Genomic DNA, 17,246 nt, shown 5'->3' with positions numbered 1-17,246 from the left:
ACACTGAAGAAATGAGTGCATTAGAAGGAATCACAAAAGCAGGACAAGCAGACGTTGAAGAACTGAAAGCCCGCATTGACAAGTTCAAGACGGGACAGGAGGATGAAGATCGCTTTAAAGCGTTTCGTCTGACAAGAGGGGTATACGGCCAGCGTCAGTTTGGTGTGCACATGTATAGATTAAAACTTCCTTACGGTAAGATCACCGCAGACCAGATGCGTGTCGTGGCGGATCTTTCAGTTAATTACGGAAGCAGCAATCTTCATTTGACGACTCGTCAAAACATACAGTTGCACTACGTGAAGTTGGAAGATAGCCCGCTGGTTTATGAGGCGCTGGAGAACTGTGGTTTGACTTCCAGAGAGGCGTGTGGTAACACCGTAAGAAATATTACGGCTTCTCCTTATGCAGGTATCGATCCGCGGGAGCCATTCAACGTAGTTCCTTACGTGGATGCAACCTTCCAGTACTTTCTCAGAAACCCAATCTGTCAGGACATGGGTAGAAAGATCAAGATTGCATTTGCTTCTAATGATGAAGACATTGCATTTACCTATATGCATGACTTTGGATTCACTCCTGTGGTCAAAGATGGTCAGAGAGGTTTCAAAGTACTAGTTGGTGGTGGATTGGGTGCACAGGCATTCATGGCACAACTAGCTTATGATTTCCTTCCGGTAGATCAACTGATTCCTTTTATCGAGGCTTCGCTACGTGTATTTGACCGTTACGGTGAGAGAGAAAGAAGACATAAAGCAAGATTGAAGTTCCTTATCGAGCCTAAAAAAGGTCTCGGACTGGATGGTTTCATGGATCTGGTAGAGGAAGAAAGAAAGTCGCTGCCTTATCATTCATTCCCTATTGAGGCGCCTTCAGAAGAAGAAGTGGTGAATGGTGACGTGAACTTCGAGAAATTGCTCGAGGGTGAAGAAGACCAGGACTTCCTCGTATGGGCTGGAACCAACGTATTTGAGCAAAAGCAAAAAGGGTTATTTGCAGTGAAGGTGAAAATTCCGCTAGGGGACATCAAGCCGGATAAAGCTAACCAATTAGCTGATATTGTGGATAAATATGCTGATGAGGACATTCGTATCACTGTAAATCAGGGATTGTTGTTCAGAAACATCCAGCCGGAAAATGTGAAGAAGGTGTATGAGGAGTTGAAGAAAATCAATTTCTCAGAAGCAGGATTTGATACGTTGGCTGATGTGACTGCATGTCCCGGTACTGATACCTGTAATCTGGGAGTAACGAACAGTACTGCGGTTTCACTTGAGTTGGAGAAAATGATCAAGGCGGAATACCCTCACCTGATCGATGAATCTTTGATCAAAATCAAGATCAGTGGCTGTATGAACTCATGTGGTCAGCATATGGTAGGAAATATTGGTTTCCACGGTAGTAGTATCAAAGTTGGAGAGAAGGTATGTCCTGCACAGCAAGTAGTGCTTGGTGGTGGTGTGGATCCTGATGGTAAGGGTTACATCGCAGAGAAGGTGATCAAACTGCCAACGAAAAGGATTCTTGATTGTGTAAGATGGTTATTGAATGATTTTGAGCAGAACAGTGACGATAATGATTACTTTAATGCTTACGTAAGAAAGCAAGGAAAAATGTATTTCTATGAGTTGTTGAAGCCGTTGGCGGATACAACTACCTTGAAAGATTCTGATTTTCAGGATTGGGGTAAAGAAGCTGATTTCATCCCTGAAATTGGTGTTGGTGAGTGTGCCGGAGTTATGATGGACCTTGTAGGAACCATCCTTGGTGATGCTCAGGACAGATATCAATCTGCACAGGTTGCATTTGAAAATGGTAACTGGGCAAATGCCATCTATTATACCTACAATGCGATGGTTATTGGAGCTAAAGCGACGTTGTTGGGTAGAGATATCCAGTGTAATACCCACATCGGCATCATTGAAGACTTTGAAAAGAAAATTCAGGCTGAAGGATTAATTCAACTGGATGATGCGTTCTCTAACATCGTGCTTCAGATCAATAAAAATGAGCCAACAAAAGAGTTTGCGGAAGCATATCTTAAACAAGCCAAAGCAATTTGTTCGAAAATTGTCGATTTTAGAAATGCAGAATCCGAGGATAAGCTCGTGATCAGCAATTTCTATAAGGCATAATAAAGATGGCAGAAAAGGCTCGGTTGACATTGGTAGGAGCTGGGCCTGGCGACCCGGAATTGATTACACTGAAAGGTGTGAAAGCCCTCAAGGCCGCAGATGTAGTGCTCTATGACGCATTAGTGCATCCTGACATGTTGGAGCATGCACAGGGCGCAGAGTTGATTTTTGTGGGAAAGCGTGCGGGTAAGTATAGCGTCACCCAAAAGGAGATCAATGAGCTGATTGTTGAGCATGCCCTTAAAGGTGACGGGCAACATATTGTCAGGCTTAAAGGAGGCGATCCGTTTGTTTTTGCCAGGGGACTGGAGGAGATCGCTTATGCGGAGCAATACGGTATTACGGGATCAGTGGTGATTGGAATTAGCAGTATCATGCTTCCCGGTTATTACGGTATCCCTCTTACTTCCAGGGGAATCAATCAAAGCTTTACGGCAGTTACGGCTACCACAGCTGAAGGAGGTTTGAGTGAAGAGGTGGTGAATGCTGCCAAAAATTCTCCATCTACGGTATTCTTTATGGGCTCCAGGAAGTTGGACCTCATAGTTGCAGAATATCAAAAGGCCGGGCGTGGTGACCTTCCTGTTGCAGTTATTTCCAATGGATCATTAGAGACCGGAAGCTATTTCAAAGGAACAGTTGATACGATTGTTGGGTTGTTTAATGAAAAGCAGCCCGAGCCGCCGATATTGCTGATTTTCGGGCATGGTGCTGCGCATGCGCATGCGGTTCAGTCTTACAAAGAATAGAAATATGTCAGATCAGGTTTCACAAGGTAATCCTCTATTTCCCATTTTCGTCAAACTGGATCAAATCCAGACCTTGGTCGTGGGAGGAGGGAATGTTGGTCTTGAGAAATTAGAGGCGTTGCTGAAGAATGACCCTAACGTAAAAGTGAAGATTGTTGCTCCTGAAATTCGTTCGGAGATAATAGAGCTCGCAGACAAGCATGCTGGCATACGCCTCAAGGAAAGGAAGTTCAAAAAGAAAGACCTCAAAAGGGTAGATTTAGCCATTTTGGCAACGGACCAACCGGAGCTACACAAGAAAATAAAACAGCTGGCAGAAGAAAGGCATTTACTAGTCAATGTGGCGGACACCCCGGATTTATGCGATTTCTATCTGGGCTCTACTGTTAAAAAAGGAGATCTCAAGATAGGTATCAGTACTAATGGGAAATCGCCGACCTTCGCGAAGCGATTCAGAGAAATCCTTGAAGAAACCTTGCCGGAGGAAACGAATGAACTGCTTGCTAACCTTAAATCAATCAGGGATAAGCTGACCGGTGACTTTAACTCCAAGGTGAAAGAGCTGAACAAGATTACCTCTGTCCTGAAAGATAAAAAAGAATGATTCCATCTATTTTAACTCCTTGAGGGTCTTATAGATAGGTTGATGATTAATGGTGTAAAAAGGCCGCTATTCTCATGTGGAAGCGGCCTTTTACCGTTTATAGGTCTTTTTGAGAAGTGAAGATCCTAACCTTGTTTTCGATCGGTTTCAAAGTTTTTAAATAAGCAAAAATTGCCTTTAGGTCTTCTTCTTCCATGGTCGAATACATCATCCACGGCATTACCGTTTGGAACTGACTTTCAGATACTTCGTGAGGGACATATGAAGAGTCGGCGTATGTCTTAAACCTCAACACGAACATTTCCTCAGACCAGTTGCCAATTCCACTGGTTGGGTGCGGAGTGATATTAGCAGATCTCACTATCCCGAATGGGGGCATCTTAAATTCAAAACCGCCGGCGAACTCGAGCCCGGGAATTGGATTGCCCTTATCCATTGGTGTATGGCAGTCGCCACACGCCGCTGCATTCGTAAGGTAGGCACCGTAAGCTAGTACATCGGATTTATCCGGACGTTCCTGGGGATTTCCCGGAGAGGGTATGGTATTGATGATGATGTTCATAGGGAAATCCGATGAAGATTTCTTAGGATGACTTTCCATGGGTTCAAGTGACCTGATGTAAGCGATGACGGCATAAACATCTTCATCAGCCATTTGGCCATATTTTTTATAGGGCATGACTGGGAAAAGGGGTTTTCCGTCTTTATTTACCCCAGAGGTAATGGCACGATAAATCTCACCATCAGTCCAATTCTGCAGTGCAAATGGTGTGATATTCTTAGAGTGATATTCCCCTGGAAACCCAAAATCCTGGTTGAATACCTCTCCACCCACGCCCAGGGTGCCTTGTTTTAAGGGGCCTGAGAATTTGCCCCAATCTCGTGTGGAATGACAATCCATGCAGACGTTAACGCTGTTCGCCAGGTAGCTGCCCCGCGCAATCAGCTCCTGGGTGACTTCAATCTTATGGTCTGGAGCTTTACCCACATCAGGAAGCATTGTTTTTACATAGAGGATAAGGCCTCCTGCAATTACCAGTATGGTAAGCAGGAGGTAGGCAATGATTTTGAAAAAAGATTTCATGTAATAATTAGGCGTTTTTATTAGAGCGGTAAGGCGAATAGGGGTCTGTGAACTAAAATTTTAAGCACTTATTGGTTTGGCCTTTTTGACCTCCTTTAGCGCTGTTAAAGCTTGTTTTATTTGGTCGACGATTTCTTTGACTTGTTTAGGTTCCTCGTAATCCCCTTTAAACCGGAACCCAATCAATTGTTCATCCCCCATCCGAAAATGGATAGAGATGTCATATTCTTCGGTGGTTTCTTTCATTGCACTTGCATATTCACCGGCAAAGGTGGACTGGGTGACAATTCCTGAAACATTTTCTGTCAGATCAAATATTTCTTTGCTAGAGTACTTGTACATGGCTGTACCCTTGTTGTAATCTAAAACGAAGAAAGGTTTGCGTCGTGCGTAAAGGATGATGGCCGTAGTAATGATCGCAAGCACCACACAGATCGCAATACCAGTTGCAAAGCTTCGGATATTAAGGACGAATCCAACAAGCCCAAGAAACCCCGCCAGCAGAATTAACCAGGTGAAGTCCCGGTTTTTTGTAAAGCTTATGATCTTATCCTTAGCCTTTAAGGAATAGCCATTATCACTAAGGAAATCAGTCGCTTCACGACTTAACTGAAGGGTTTGAGCATTCACTAGCGTTTCGTTTAGTTGTCAAACGTTGTATATAGCTAGCGGTTGGGGACGCTATGGTGAATATAATGAAAAAATTCTCTTAGTAAAAATCATATATAGGCAGCAGAAAATATTTCTAAATGCCCTATTTCAACCTAAATTCGGGAAAAACAAATACCAAAATGATCATTGATAAAATAAGCAACTGTCACTTGTATGATGGATTAGGAGAGCGCTTTGCCAAAGGCTTTGAGTACTTGCGAAATACTGATTTCTCTACTTTAGAGCCTGGCAAGTACGTTCTGGATGGGGACAATCTCAAAGTGGCCATTCAGGAGTACGAAACCAGATCAGAATCTGATTGCAAGGTTGAGGCTCACAAACGCTACGCGGATATACAATATATCTTTTCCGGAGAGGAGAAAATGGGGATTGATGTGCTGGAGAATCAACAATCAATAGCGGGCTATAATGAGGGAAAGGATGTATGGCATTTTGATCACTATGACTATACCATTAGGGTCAAGTCAGGGATGTTCACCATATTTTTTCCTGAAGACATTCACATGCCATGTCTGGAGTCTGATGAAAAGCAGCTCGTAAAGAAGGTGGTAGTTAAGGTGTTGCTATAACTGAAGGATGCGGTCTTTAACCTTAGATATGCAGAGGGGTAGACTCATTTTCAACACCATGTTTTGGGTGATGGAGCATATGCGATGTAATCGTATGCACTGATCTAAATCCAATGGCGAAAATGAAGAATACTGCTGCAAGAGGCGCGAGAAGCGTGATGCCGATGATGTTAATGGTTTTCATGCTTTGAAACTATAAGGTTAACGATTGCTCAAAAATAGTGACCGGATGCCGATAAATTGCTGTATCAACATTTAAAAATGCGTTTATTGAAGAATATTTTAAATCTATTCATCATATAAACGCATTTAATATGAATATTTTAATATTATAGCCTGATCAATCAAATTAGGCGGCTCAATATTGGGACACCCTTTCAGCGAGTTTTCACTTGTTTGATCAGTGATACATTTTGTGAGTGCTTGGCGCCATAAGCCATGACCAGGGTGCCTTTGGTACCGTCGTTCGCTTCAAACATGAAGAGCTCAGAAGAATCAGAAGGGTCTGTCATACCCTCGAACCTGGCCAAACCTGTTACCACAAGATCATCGGGCTGAAAAATTTTATGAGAAATCAGGCCATGAATTCCATCTTCTCTGGCGACAAAGTCCTCTTTGTAGCCAGAAGCTTGAGTGTTTGGATACCTTCGGAAAGTGTTTCAAAATGTAGCGTTTCCATAGTTTATGGGGTTAAGTCGTTATGGCGGTGATGCTACTATACTAACCAAGTAAAGCTGATATATGTTCGTTGCTTTCAGGGAAATGAAAAAGCCACCCGGAGGTGGCTTTTAAAGTTTTATGATTGAAACCAGCTTTTAGATGGAGAAACTCTCTCCACAACCACAGGTTCTTGTCGCGTTCGGATTGATGAATTGAAATCCTTTACCATTGAGGCCGTCTGAAAAGTCCAACGTGGTCCCAACAAGATAGAGCATGCTTTTCTTGTCTACGATCACTTTTACTCCTTTATCTTCAAATATTTGGTCGGAGTCACTGATCTGATCATCGAACAGTAGGTCATACATAAGCCCTGAACATCCACCTCCTTTTACGGCTACCCTCACATTATGCTTAGGCGAATGCCCTTCTTCAACTCTCAGTTCCGCGATTCTCTCTTTTGCCTTGTCAGTTACATTAATCATTATTCTCAGTCTTTAGCGTAAGCGGTGTCACATCAATTGAGCAACTTTTCCTATCCAAGAAAAGTTTCCGCATTTTTGCAAAATTAATACAGAAAAGGAAGACCACGGCACGTATGGTAAAGTGTATGAGTCGATTGGTTAGAAGATAAACCTGCAGCATGAACGAAAGCAACGGAGAAAAAAGAACGGAAATTGGTGAAATAGGTGAATTTGGTTTGATTGATCAATTGGCGTCCCAGGTATCCACCTATCATGATTCTACGATCAAAGGGATAGGGGATGACGCAGCTGCTTATGCTGTAGGAGATGAACTGGTTTTGATCAGCACAGACATGCTGGTAGAAGGGATTCATTTTGACCTCTCCTACGCACCCTTGCAACACCTTGGTTACAAGGCTGTTGCTGTTAATATCTCTGATATTGCGGCAATGAATGGTACACCTAAGCAAATTACGGTGAGTTTAGGGCTAACCAGTCGTTTTTCGGTGGAAGCCGTGGAAGCGCTTTACGAGGGAATTCGTACTGCTTGTGACGCCTACAAGGTTGATCTGGTAGGAGGAGATACAACTTCTTCGAGGTCAGGTCTGATCATTTCCATTACGGCTATAGGTAGTGCCAAAAAAGGAGAAGTTGCCTACAGAGATGGGGCGCAAAATAAAGACATCGTATGTGTAACTGGAGACCTTGGAGGCGCTTATGCAGGACTTCAGGTACTTGCCAGAGAAAAACAAGAATATCTTGCTAATCCTGACATGCAGCCGCAACTGGATAAATACTCCTATGTGGTGGGAAGGCAACTAAGGCCTAAGGCGCGGATGGATATCATTCATGAGTTCAGGGATCTGGGTATTGTGCCTACTTCGATGATCGATATCTCAGATGGTTTGGCTTCTGAATTGTTCCATATATGCAAAAGTTCGGGTCTGGGAGTAGCTATCTATGAGGATAAGTTGCCAATTGACCAGAGCACTTATGAGACTGCTGCGGAGTTTTCCATTGACCCAAATACCTGTGCCATGAATGGCGGTGAGGACTATGAGCTGTTGTTTACCATCCGGCAGGATGACTTTGAAAAAATCAAAAATCATCCTGACATTCATACGATAGGCTATATGCACGAGGCAGATAGAGGTAAGGTGATGGTCACTCGCAACAACAATACGGTAGCTCTACAGGCTCAGGGTTGGAAGCATTTCTAGCCCCATGTTATTGGGAAATATCCTCCATTATCCGATTAAGTTTCTCGTCATTTAGGTATTTGTTGACAAAAGCGGTTACGTATGGGTTACTGTCTGCTCTGTCTTGATCATCAGGGTTGAGCGAGGTTGTGAGCATAACAATTACCATTCTGGCTTTTTGTTCATCACTTAACTTTTCGTATTCCTCCAAAAAGCTCCATCCATCCATGACAGGCATATTAATGTCAAGGAAAATTATATCTGGTGCGGGCTGTTCATCTTTTAAAGCGCTTTTCAAATATTCAATGCCCTCAGCACCATCAAGGGCAATTTGCAACTGTTCGCAACAACCCGATTTTTTGATAATTTTCGAGTGAAAGAAATTAGCGTCTTCATCATCATCGATGAGTAGTATACAGTTTAGTTTTTGGTTCATAAATCTGCTGGGATTGTAAAGTGAAATATTGAGCCTGAGCCTTCTTTTGAGTCTACCCAAATCTTACCGCCATGTAGTTCGACTATTTTTTGACAATGAGCCAATCCTATTCCGGTTCCCGGGTATTTGGTTCTATGGTTCAGACGTTTGAAAATGATAAATATGCTTTCGAAATGCTTTTTGGGTATGCCGATTCCATTATCAGCAACTGAAAACACCCATTTGTTTTGATGATCAAGTTGGCAGGTGATGTTAATTTCCGGTGGAACATCAGGTTTTGCAAACTTGATGGAATTGGTGATCAGGTTTTGAAATAATAAGCTCAGCAGTTGTGGATAGCAATTGATTATTGGCAGGTCTGCGTATTTAATAGTAGCCTTTGATTTATTGATAAGGTCCTCTAAAGAGCCCGTCAGATCATTCAGGGATTCCATAATATTGGTTGAGGTCAATTTCCCCATGCGGTTCAGTCTGGAGTAGTCCAATAGGGCGTTGATCAGGTCCTCCAGCCTGCTGGCTCCTTTTTCAATAGTCTGGAGATACCTTTTTCCTACTTCATCCAATCCACCCAAATACTCCTCAGATAGCAGGGAGATGTAATTTTTCATAGTAAGAAGAGGCTCTTTCAGGTCGTGCGAAGTGATATAAGCAAACTGCTCCATCTCTTTGCTCTTGGCGGTCAAAACAGCCATATGTTTCAGCTTTTCCTCAGTCTCTTTCCGTTCTGTTATATCCGTATTGAGTATTAGCTGTCCCGAGTTGTTTCCAAAAACATCTTTGATTGGGAGTTTGTTTCCAACAAACCAGAGGGGTGAGTGATTGTTGTGTTTATATATTTTGAGTACCGAAGCGTTACTTTGAGCCTGGTTGTTTGTTAATTCTTCAGGGATCACCTCGGACTCGCTAGCACCAACAACACCTGTCTCGTCCGGCTTGTCAAGAAAGTTCAGCAAATTCCGATTGATCAAGGTGATTTTATCCTTAGAGTCCTTGGCGTAAATATGAATGGGGAGATGATCGATAATGGATTGAAGAAAGGCCCTTTCATCTTTCAATTTTAGCTCAGCCGTCTTTCTTAGCGTGATGTCCTGAAATGTGCCATTAATTCGGGAGCATTTCCCTCCTTCAAAGGTGGCAGCGCCGGTAGCTCTTACCCATTTTTCATTTCCTTTTGCAGTAGTGATTTGCAGTTCGAGATCATAGCTCGCCCCAAGGGACAATGCATTGTTGATCGCCTTGGTGATCTTTTCTCTACTTGTATCATCCTTATAAAATTGTATGGCATTCTCTATAGAGGGAGTAAAGTCTAAGGGTACTTCATGAACCTGATAAGTGATGGTGGTCCAGGATAATTTTTTGCTTATCGGGTCAAACTCCCATCCCCCGATCTTCGCAATTCGGTTAGTTTCATTCAAGAGTTCGAGCGCACGTTTAGCGGCCCTGGCTCGATCGTCCACTTTTGTTTCCAGAGTGCGATTGATTTCTTGCAGGGCATGCTCCGCATCTTTTCGTTTTTTATCAATATGGTTGACTCTGAGTGCCAGTGAGGTAATGGTTCCGGTATATAAAGCAAAGGCAAGGAGCCCGAAGAGAGTAATGGCAGACTCAGCGCTGATATCCTGGTGTTCAACAAGTTTGGTGGCAAGGAAGCCGATGATCAGAATGGAGATCGAAATCACCATGAACATTTGTCTGGCTACCATGTTGCCGGGTTGAGGCCCGCCAAGAAGTCCTGTGATGCCTAGTTTGGGGTTTTTAAAAGTGGCTACAACTGATAGCAGCAAGAATAATACTGTCGTCGGTAAGGACATGGTGCCGATAAATCCGATCCTGCTTTCATTGGCGATCCCATAGACATAACCCAGTAGCGACAGGTAAGCAATGAGTGTCACATAATGCAGAATGAACTGGCCAATAATCCTCTTCGTGATAATATTTGAAGAGGATAGGGACATACTTATTGATAGCAATATAAAACTACCTGCCGTCGCTACCGACATGAGGCCTTTTTCACCTACAGATGACAGGTGGTCCTTCATAAAAAGTTCAGCTAATCCAATGGGATAATCGGTCACCTGTTCCAGCAGGGAAAGAACTCCGAGGACAAGAAGGATTATTCCTATGCCATCGCTCTCACGCAGGCGGTTCTGAAAGTTTAAAAGGAACATGATGCCCGTTAGTCCAAAGCCAAGAGCAGTGTTGAATTTCATGGTTGGCAGCCCCGGGATAATTCGGATTAAATATTCATTATTGATGAACCAACCTGTGACGGCCAGCAAACCAATGAAAACTGTGAGATATGATGTGATAAGATAGAGCCTGGCTTTAGAGGCGATCATTTTTTTGAGTTTGCTTGATCAATGAATTCGGTCTAGAGTTTAACAACTAAAATATAGCCATTTGGTTTATTCGTCAGTTACACTGGAAATAACGTTCCAATCAAGGTCAATAGATTTCCTTTTCATTTCTGTTCAGTTTACCGTACTTATCTATCAAGTGATACAAATCTGAAATATTATAGGGTTTTGTCAGGTAGCCATTCATGCCTATAGCTTCTGCTTTTTCCTTAATATTGGAGAAAGCATCTGCCGTTAGTGCAATAATAGGCAGTCGCTGAAAATAGGTATCCGTTTCTTTTCTTATTTCGTAAGTGGCCTCAAAACCGCCCATTATTGGCATTTGTAAGTCCATCAGGATCAAATCAAAATTTTTCGTTTTGGCCTTTTCTACTGCCTCTTTACCGTCTGAGACGATCGTAAATTGAACTCCCGCTTTCTTAAGCAGGGTTTGTATGATCAACTGGTTCGCTTTATTATCCTCGGCCACCAGTATTTTCATGTTTCTGCTGCGTTCTGGCAATACGTTCTCTTCAAGATCAGTAGTAATGTCAATTTTCTCGTTGCTTTTAGTGAGCGTAAGATCAAAAAAGAATTCGGATCCCTGACCTAATTCACTTATCAACTGGATTTCAGAATCCATCATCTGTAACAATCTCCGAGTGATGTATAGTCCTAATCCTGTTCCTCCATATTGCCTCGTCGTACCTGCTTCTGCCTGGGTAAACGACTCAAATATTTTTTCCTGATTCTCTTGTGATATTCCAATGCCATTGTCCTTTATAGAGACTCGCATCGTGCATTGTTTATCATCTTCTGAGAGTTTCGTAACTGAAATGAAAACCTTTCCCTTTCTGGTAAATTTTATAGCATTTCCTGCAAGGTTGTAGATGATTTGCGTAACCCGGGTTGCATCCCCAATAAAGGTCTCCGGGAGCGATTTGTCATATTCCTGAACAACTTCAACAATATTTTCCCTCGCGCGAAAGTCTAAAGATCTTTTGACATTTTGCACCAGGTATTTAAAGTCAAAGGCTCTGACTTCCAACGCCAACTTGCCTGATTCTATCTTGCTTATATCCAGAATATCATTGATCAGATTTAACAGGTTGTCTGCTGAAAACTTGAGCAGATTCAGGTTGTCGATCTGTTCCGGTTTTGGGGTATCAGAAAGTAGAATTTGAGATAGCCCGCTGACTGCATTAAGTGGGGTTCTGATCTCATGGCTCATTGTCGCCAAAAACTCTTCTTTTGTTTTAGATGCTAATTCAGCCTGATCTTTCGCCTTTTTGAGCTCTTCTTCTCGTTCGATCTCTTGTGTAATATCCTCGGTAAACATGATGATGCCACCTATTTCATTATCAGAGATAAACCATGGGCGCACTTCCCACTTGACCCATTGCGTTTCTCCGTTTGCCCTGTCAAATCGATCTACATCCCTTTTTTCCACACTCCCTTTAAGACATCTCTGGTGGATTTCCTTCCATTCATCCGAGATTTCTGGAAATATCTCATAATGACTTTTTCCGATGAGTAGTCTTCCTTCGAGTCTATATGCCGTGATCCATCGGTTACTAATGGCCGTGTACTCCATATTTTTATTGAGCATGGCGATGGCAGCGGGAGCATTTTCAACAAAAACCTTTAATTGATTTTCAAGCATTTTGCGTCCATGAATATCAATTACACCGCCCATGATCAGGGAAGTTCGACCGAGTTCATCTCTTCTGACATTTCCGGTGGCTTCTACCCATTTATATCCATTGTGTTTTGTAAGGACTCTGATCTCTATGGTGGAGGGAATTCCTGTTCTTCTGGAAGCATCTGAGGCGTCGAGCAGCTTTTGCTGGTCATCCGGATGAGTCCGCTCCAAAAACTCAGAAAAGGTCCCTTTGAGCTCATCAGTTTGGTAGCCCAGAATGTTATAAAGCTCATCTGACCACTTCTCGCTGTCGTCTGCTCTGTAATATTCCCAAACCCCTACCTTGATCGCACTGGTAAGGAATTCCAGTTTTTCAATTTTGGTGTTGGTTTCCGAGACAGCAGACTTTAGTTGATCCTGGATGTTCCTGAGCTGATTTGAGTACAATTTGACAGATTTAGCCGTAACTAGAAAGACAATCAGACCTGAAATGAATACCGCGAAGGTGATCAACACGTTGCTCCAAAGAGTATGTTGATTGACATCATCCAGCTTATTTCTGGCCAGCACTTCAAATTCTTTGGTAATGGCATCCATGAGCGGAAGAAACCTGGATTCACTGAAGATCACAGATTCGAAAACTGCGGCCTTCACGCTGTCATTTTGGTTGATGAGATCATCGCTTACCTGTGAAATCAGAGTGAAATGAGGAGTGATAGCGTTAAAGAGGGAATCAAATCGATGTTTTTGGACGGAACTCATATCCAGGGTGTCCTTTCTGTAGGAGAGGTAGTAATGAGATCGGTCCAGAAGCTCTGCGAGCGAATCTAGAGAGGCTGTCGTCTTATTGCCTGAGATGATTAGAGCAGTGTTCTTAGCAATGTTCTGACTTAACATTCTTTGCCTCCCGGCAATATTGATAAGTTCTGCCACATACTTATGCTTTGCAATGTAATGGCTCATTTGAGTGTTAAGTACAGTCACCGTGAATATGACGGCACATACACCCAGAACAAAGAATATCAATAGCTTAAATCTTACCTTCTGATAAGACATAGGTTCTTAATTTAATTACCAAATCGCTGGTTTTGGGTTCAGGTAAGTTAACAACTATTCATGGTAAGATTATGTTTTTTGGAGGTATAACGAAACCCTTTACAATCAGTAAAACCCAAATAATCATGAGATTATTAACAAAATATGCAGTGGTGATCCGTCAAATGGGATTCAACTGCCTGATGGTCAAGGTGTGATCTCAATAAATCCTGAGTAGCGATTGTTCTCATGACCATAAAGCACCATGTTCCCATCCTGACGTTGGTAACTGTCCTTGGCTCTTAGGGTAATGCGATCGCTGGTAGCACTAAAGATTACCTTTTTGTCAAGATTTCCTTGCCCATCAATGGTTGTCAGATAAGCTTTGGTTTTGATCATTTTGCCCATCATAGTAGCATTGGATTTGCCAAGGTTCGTGTAGAAGACGAGGAGCTTTCCTTTTGATTCGGTGCAGTAAAAGGAGGAAAAGAGATACCCCAGGTTCATGGTTTGCTGGCTCTTTTCGATTTTGTGGACTTTAGAGATTTTGCCGGAGGCCGAAACATCTACTACAGCAATGTCGTCCGTATGATTTACAGTAGTGACCGTGACATATCCACCCGAATTTTGAGTTTTGGTTTGAGTAACCGTGCGTTCTGCTGCTAAGGCGAAGCCTCCATTCGATCTATGGATGATGTCCTTGATAACAAATCTGTAACTGTCGTATTCTGCAGTATTAAGTAAACCGTTTTCTTTATCGCTCACATCACTTGGTTGTATAAACAGGTCTCCGAAATGTGATTTGTCTGTTTTAAGAATCTTTCCATTTCCATCCATCTCCATATAAAAGGCGCCTTCTGGAAGAGAAGAGCCAACCGGGGCATAGAAACCGATGAAGGTCAGTTTACTACCCGAGATGACCATGTCTGTGACTGTAATGAATTGGGAAGCTAAGTCAACCGGTAATACTTTCGTACTACCGGAACTATGAGAGAATTTAATGACCTTGATCTCATAGTCCGATTCGTAAACCATCGATCTGGAGGATGAAAGTAGGGCGTCTTTTTTGAGTTTGGTGCTGTTATTAAACTCTTTCTTATTGGAGAAGAAGCGCGTAAGTAGGTAAACCGACCCGGAGTTGGATATTCTGAACTGATCAAATTGGTAGATCCCTTCACTCATGTCCACCAGACCATTCCAATTGGATAGTCTTTTGAGGCTGGAATCCAGCACGTCGTAGCCAAATCGGATGAGCGAACCGTCTTTATCCAATAGATAATAGGTAATCAAAAGTTTAGATCGATCCTGTGAAAACTCATATTCGAAGACAGCATTTTTGAAACGATTTTCACCTGTGAAGTCAACCTGCCCGATTTTTCTAAGGTCATCGTTCAGGGCAAAAGTTTCCTTATTGAAGGTTTGGGCATATAGATAGGTTGTCTTCTCACTGATGTCCTGATAAGAGGAAAAGACATAGATGGAACCATTTGATTCGAGAGCAAATTCGAATTCTCGCTCCTGCTCATCTTTTTGTAATACCAGTAGGCCTGTTTTGGACATTTCAAGACTTTCATCTACCCGTCCGATATAATATTCCTTGGGTCCAACAACCGCACCTGCCATGATGGCGCCGTAAGGGTAGAGCAGGTAGTAGGTTCCATTATCATCGTCAGTAATCGGCTCTATATCGGCCCACGCCATTTTCATGGTGTGTTTGAAGATAGGGCCAGCTTTTTTTTGTTGGGCGAGTGTGGTAGTCACCAGAAGTAATATCAGCAAGGTTGCTGAGATCGCATGTTTCATAGCAGTTGAATATTATCAATTATTACATAGCTCCCAGGAGCTGAGAGTTAGGCGGAGGAAAGCTCAATATTAACAAAACTGAATTTCCTTGTCTAGCCGCAGGTGTAAAAAAAGGCAATAGGTGGAAAAGCAAAAGCCATAGGCTGTGTAATCCTATAGTGAGCAATTCACCGTGCTGAACTATATTTATAGAAAAACAACATTGCCATGCCTAAGATCCGACTAACCTCCGTACAGTGTACCACTCCTGATGAAATCGACAAAGACGAAATGTACCTGAAGATGAATGGTAAGAAAATCTGGCCGGAAGGTGATAGCTTTTATCGCTTAGACACTGGAGATAAGGTCGAGTTGGGATTGGAAATTGAGGTACAGGAAGGGTGGAATGAGATCGAGTTGTGGGACTATGATTATGTAAGCCTGAATGACCTTCTTGGAGTATTCAAGTTTACTGTCGACAGTAACTTAGGTCAATACTCTACCAGCATGGAAATACTGGAAAAAGACAGTACCGCTAGCTACATCCTCTTCTGGGAGATCGTATAATTGGGTTTTATCCTTTGCTTTTTAATGAGGACGGGTTGAATGAATAACAGATTTCAACTTTGTACCAAACAGCATAATGCCGATAGGGTATGCCCAATTAGTTCTTATCAGCCAAAGAGCGGTAGGCAAGCTTCATCGAAGCCATTGTTAAATTTCCTCTACAAAATTTTACCTGCTCGATTTCCAGCGTATTTATATAAAGCAAAAGCAATTACGGATTGGACACTAGTCAGATAGTTTACGATTGTATCAATGGAGATGAACGGGCTTTCAGGCGACTGGTGGACCTGCATGCGGACTTTGCTTATGCCGTCGCCTGTCGCATGGTCAATGATGAGGACGAAGCAAAGGATATCGTTCAGGAAACATTTATTTCGGTGTGGCGAAGCTTAGGAAAATTTGATCCGGCAAGATGTTTCAAAAGCTGGTTGTACAGGATCATTGTTAACAAATGTATGGATGTTCTCAGGAAAAGAAAGAAGACCACTTTTTTACACATCGAAATGAATGACCAACTGGTTGCGGTGTTGGAGAGATCGGGCAATCAGGAAGACCATCTGAATAAAAAGGAATTGGAAAGACTCATTGAGATCGCCACACAAAAGCTTAGCCCCAAACAAAAAGCGGTCTTCGTGCTCAGTGAGTTGGAGGGGCTTTCACACGACGAGATCGTGGAGATCACCAAAATGGGCAAGGATGCGATCAAAAGCAACCTGAATCACGCAAAGAGGAGTATAGGGAGAATGATTGAAAAGTACCTTTAGTTATGGATCAGGAAAGAAAATACCGGAAGTTCATTGAGTTACTAAAAGCGAATCAGCCTGAACTTGATAATAAGGCAGAACTGACCGAGGGGATCATGAAGAAGATTGGTAAAGGTGATAAGCAACCAAGTCTTTTGGAGAGGGTAGATGACGTGCTATTCTTCTGGACAAGAAGCAATCTCTGGAGCGTCGGAATGTCAACAGCGGCTGTGCTGCTAATAGTGTTTTTTATCTCTGAACAAACCATGCTGAATCGACGCATTGAAGATCTCGAAAGCAAAATCCTTATCATTCAACCTGTGGAGGGTGGCGGAAGTCAAACCAATTTTAGCCAACAGATATTAATGAAAATACTCATTAAAAATGCGGAGACCATAGATAGTATAACATTGTATAAATCTGATTTGAACCGGTTGCTGCGGGATCATATGGAGCTTTTGGATCGGTTTGAACAACTGAAGGGTGAAGGCGTAAAGGAGCGACCACAGAAGGAGACGCAAAGGAATGCTGAACGGGGGTCTAAAAATGAACTATTAGAACTATAAAGCTGA

Annotated in this window: 16 protein-coding genes; 8 read left to right on the top strand and 8 right to left on the bottom strand. The window is 42.6% G+C overall.

The features are described 5' to 3' along the window. Positions 1–11: 11 nt before the first annotated feature. The 3 genes from NXR94_RS09830 to NXR94_RS09820 are packed head-to-tail and all read left to right on the top strand — an operon-like array spanning position 12 to position 3,488. A complete protein-coding gene (locus tag NXR94_RS09830) occupies positions 12–2,135 on the top strand; it encodes a HEPN domain-containing protein (RefSeq protein WP_258104449.1) in 2,124 nt (707 codons plus the stop codon). A 5-nt stretch (positions 2,136–2,140) separates the two neighbouring features. Next, a complete protein-coding gene (gene cobA / locus NXR94_RS09825; RefSeq protein WP_258104448.1) occupies positions 2,141–2,884 on the top strand; it encodes a uroporphyrinogen-III C-methyltransferase in 744 nt (247 codons plus the stop codon). 4 nt (positions 2,885–2,888) lie between these two features. Continuing rightward, on the top strand, positions 2,889–3,488 hold the full coding sequence (locus NXR94_RS09820; RefSeq protein WP_258104447.1) for a bifunctional precorrin-2 dehydrogenase/sirohydrochlorin ferrochelatase: 600 nt from the start codon (positions 2,889–2,891) through the stop codon (positions 3,486–3,488). A gap of 97 nt (positions 3,489–3,585) precedes the next feature. On the opposite strand, the gene NXR94_RS09815 is transcribed toward NXR94_RS09820, so the two are convergent. Next, positions 3,586–4,572, bottom strand: a complete 987-nt coding sequence (locus tag NXR94_RS09815) for a cytochrome c (RefSeq protein WP_258104446.1) — start codon at positions 4,570–4,572, stop codon at positions 3,586–3,588. A 60-nt stretch (positions 4,573–4,632) separates the two neighbouring features. Further along, positions 4,633–5,202: a hypothetical protein gene (locus NXR94_RS09810; protein ID WP_258104445.1), complete on the bottom strand. Its 570-nt coding sequence runs from the start codon at positions 5,200–5,202 to the stop codon at positions 4,633–4,635. Positions 5,203–5,363: 161 nt separating this feature from the next. Here NXR94_RS09810 and NXR94_RS09805 point away from each other — a divergent pair, with 161 nt between their 5' ends. Further along, positions 5,364–5,813 carry a YhcH/YjgK/YiaL family protein gene (locus NXR94_RS09805; RefSeq protein WP_258104444.1) on the top strand — a complete coding sequence of 150 codons (450 nt, stop codon included), beginning with the start codon at positions 5,364–5,366 and terminating at the stop codon, positions 5,811–5,813. 377 nt (positions 5,814–6,190) lie between these two features. On the opposite strand, the gene NXR94_RS09800 is transcribed toward NXR94_RS09805, so the two are convergent. Then, positions 6,191–6,325, bottom strand: coding sequence for a hypothetical protein (locus tag NXR94_RS09800; RefSeq protein WP_258104443.1), 135 nt, complete (start codon positions 6,323–6,325; stop codon positions 6,191–6,193). A 303-nt stretch (positions 6,326–6,628) separates the two neighbouring features. Further along, a complete protein-coding gene (locus NXR94_RS09795; RefSeq protein ID WP_258104442.1) occupies positions 6,629–6,955 on the bottom strand; it encodes an iron-sulfur cluster assembly accessory protein in 327 nt (108 codons plus the stop codon). A gap of 158 nt (positions 6,956–7,113) precedes the next feature. Between NXR94_RS09795 and thiL the strand changes: the two genes are divergently transcribed. Then, positions 7,114–8,154, top strand: coding sequence for a thiamine-phosphate kinase (gene thiL, locus NXR94_RS09790; RefSeq protein WP_258104441.1), 1,041 nt, complete (start codon positions 7,114–7,116; stop codon positions 8,152–8,154). A gap of 7 nt (positions 8,155–8,161) precedes the next feature. Here thiL and NXR94_RS09785 read toward each other — a convergent pair whose 3' ends face one another. The 4 genes from NXR94_RS09785 to NXR94_RS09770 form a co-directional block, all read right to left on the bottom strand. Then, positions 8,162–8,569 carry a response regulator gene (locus tag NXR94_RS09785; RefSeq protein WP_258104440.1) on the bottom strand — a complete coding sequence of 136 codons (408 nt, stop codon included), beginning with the start codon at positions 8,567–8,569 and terminating at the stop codon, positions 8,162–8,164. Continuing rightward, positions 8,566–10,908 (bottom strand): PAS domain-containing sensor histidine kinase, encoded by a 2,343-nt coding sequence (locus tag NXR94_RS09780; protein WP_258104439.1) that lies wholly within the window; start codon positions 10,906–10,908, stop codon positions 8,566–8,568. The genes NXR94_RS09785 and NXR94_RS09780 overlap by 4 nt, the downstream gene beginning before the upstream one ends. Positions 10,909–11,014: 106 nt before the next feature. Beyond that, entirely contained in the window at positions 11,015–13,603 is a 2,589-nt protein-coding gene (locus tag NXR94_RS09775) for an ATP-binding protein (RefSeq protein ID WP_258104438.1), read from the bottom strand. A 186-nt stretch (positions 13,604–13,789) separates the two neighbouring features. Then, complete coding sequence (locus NXR94_RS09770; protein WP_258104437.1) at positions 13,790–15,385, bottom strand: hypothetical protein; 1,596 nt, start codon at positions 15,383–15,385, stop codon at positions 13,790–13,792. A 207-nt stretch (positions 15,386–15,592) separates the two neighbouring features. Here NXR94_RS09770 and NXR94_RS09765 point away from each other — a divergent pair, with 207 nt between their 5' ends. The 3 genes from NXR94_RS09765 to NXR94_RS09755 all read left to right on the top strand — a co-directional run bounded on the left by NXR94_RS09765 (position 15,593) and on the right by NXR94_RS09755 (position 17,240). Continuing rightward, entirely contained in the window at positions 15,593–15,931 is a 339-nt protein-coding gene (locus NXR94_RS09765) for a hypothetical protein (RefSeq protein WP_258104436.1), read from the top strand. A gap of 218 nt (positions 15,932–16,149) precedes the next feature. Continuing rightward, positions 16,150–16,695, top strand: coding sequence for an RNA polymerase sigma factor (locus tag NXR94_RS09760; RefSeq protein WP_258104435.1), 546 nt, complete (start codon positions 16,150–16,152; stop codon positions 16,693–16,695). Positions 16,696–16,697: 2 nt separating this feature from the next. After that, complete coding sequence (locus NXR94_RS09755) at positions 16,698–17,240, top strand: hypothetical protein (RefSeq protein ID WP_258104434.1); 543 nt, start codon at positions 16,698–16,700, stop codon at positions 17,238–17,240. Positions 17,241–17,246: the final 6 nt, after the last annotated feature.

It is taken from the genome of Marinoscillum sp. MHG1-6, assembly GCF_024714475.1.
In the GTDB taxonomy this organism is placed as follows: domain Bacteria; phylum Bacteroidota; class Bacteroidia; order Cytophagales; family Cyclobacteriaceae; genus JAMZMI01.
Note: the sequence above shows the minus strand (reverse complement) of the source record. Positions and strands in the feature narration are given on the sequence as shown.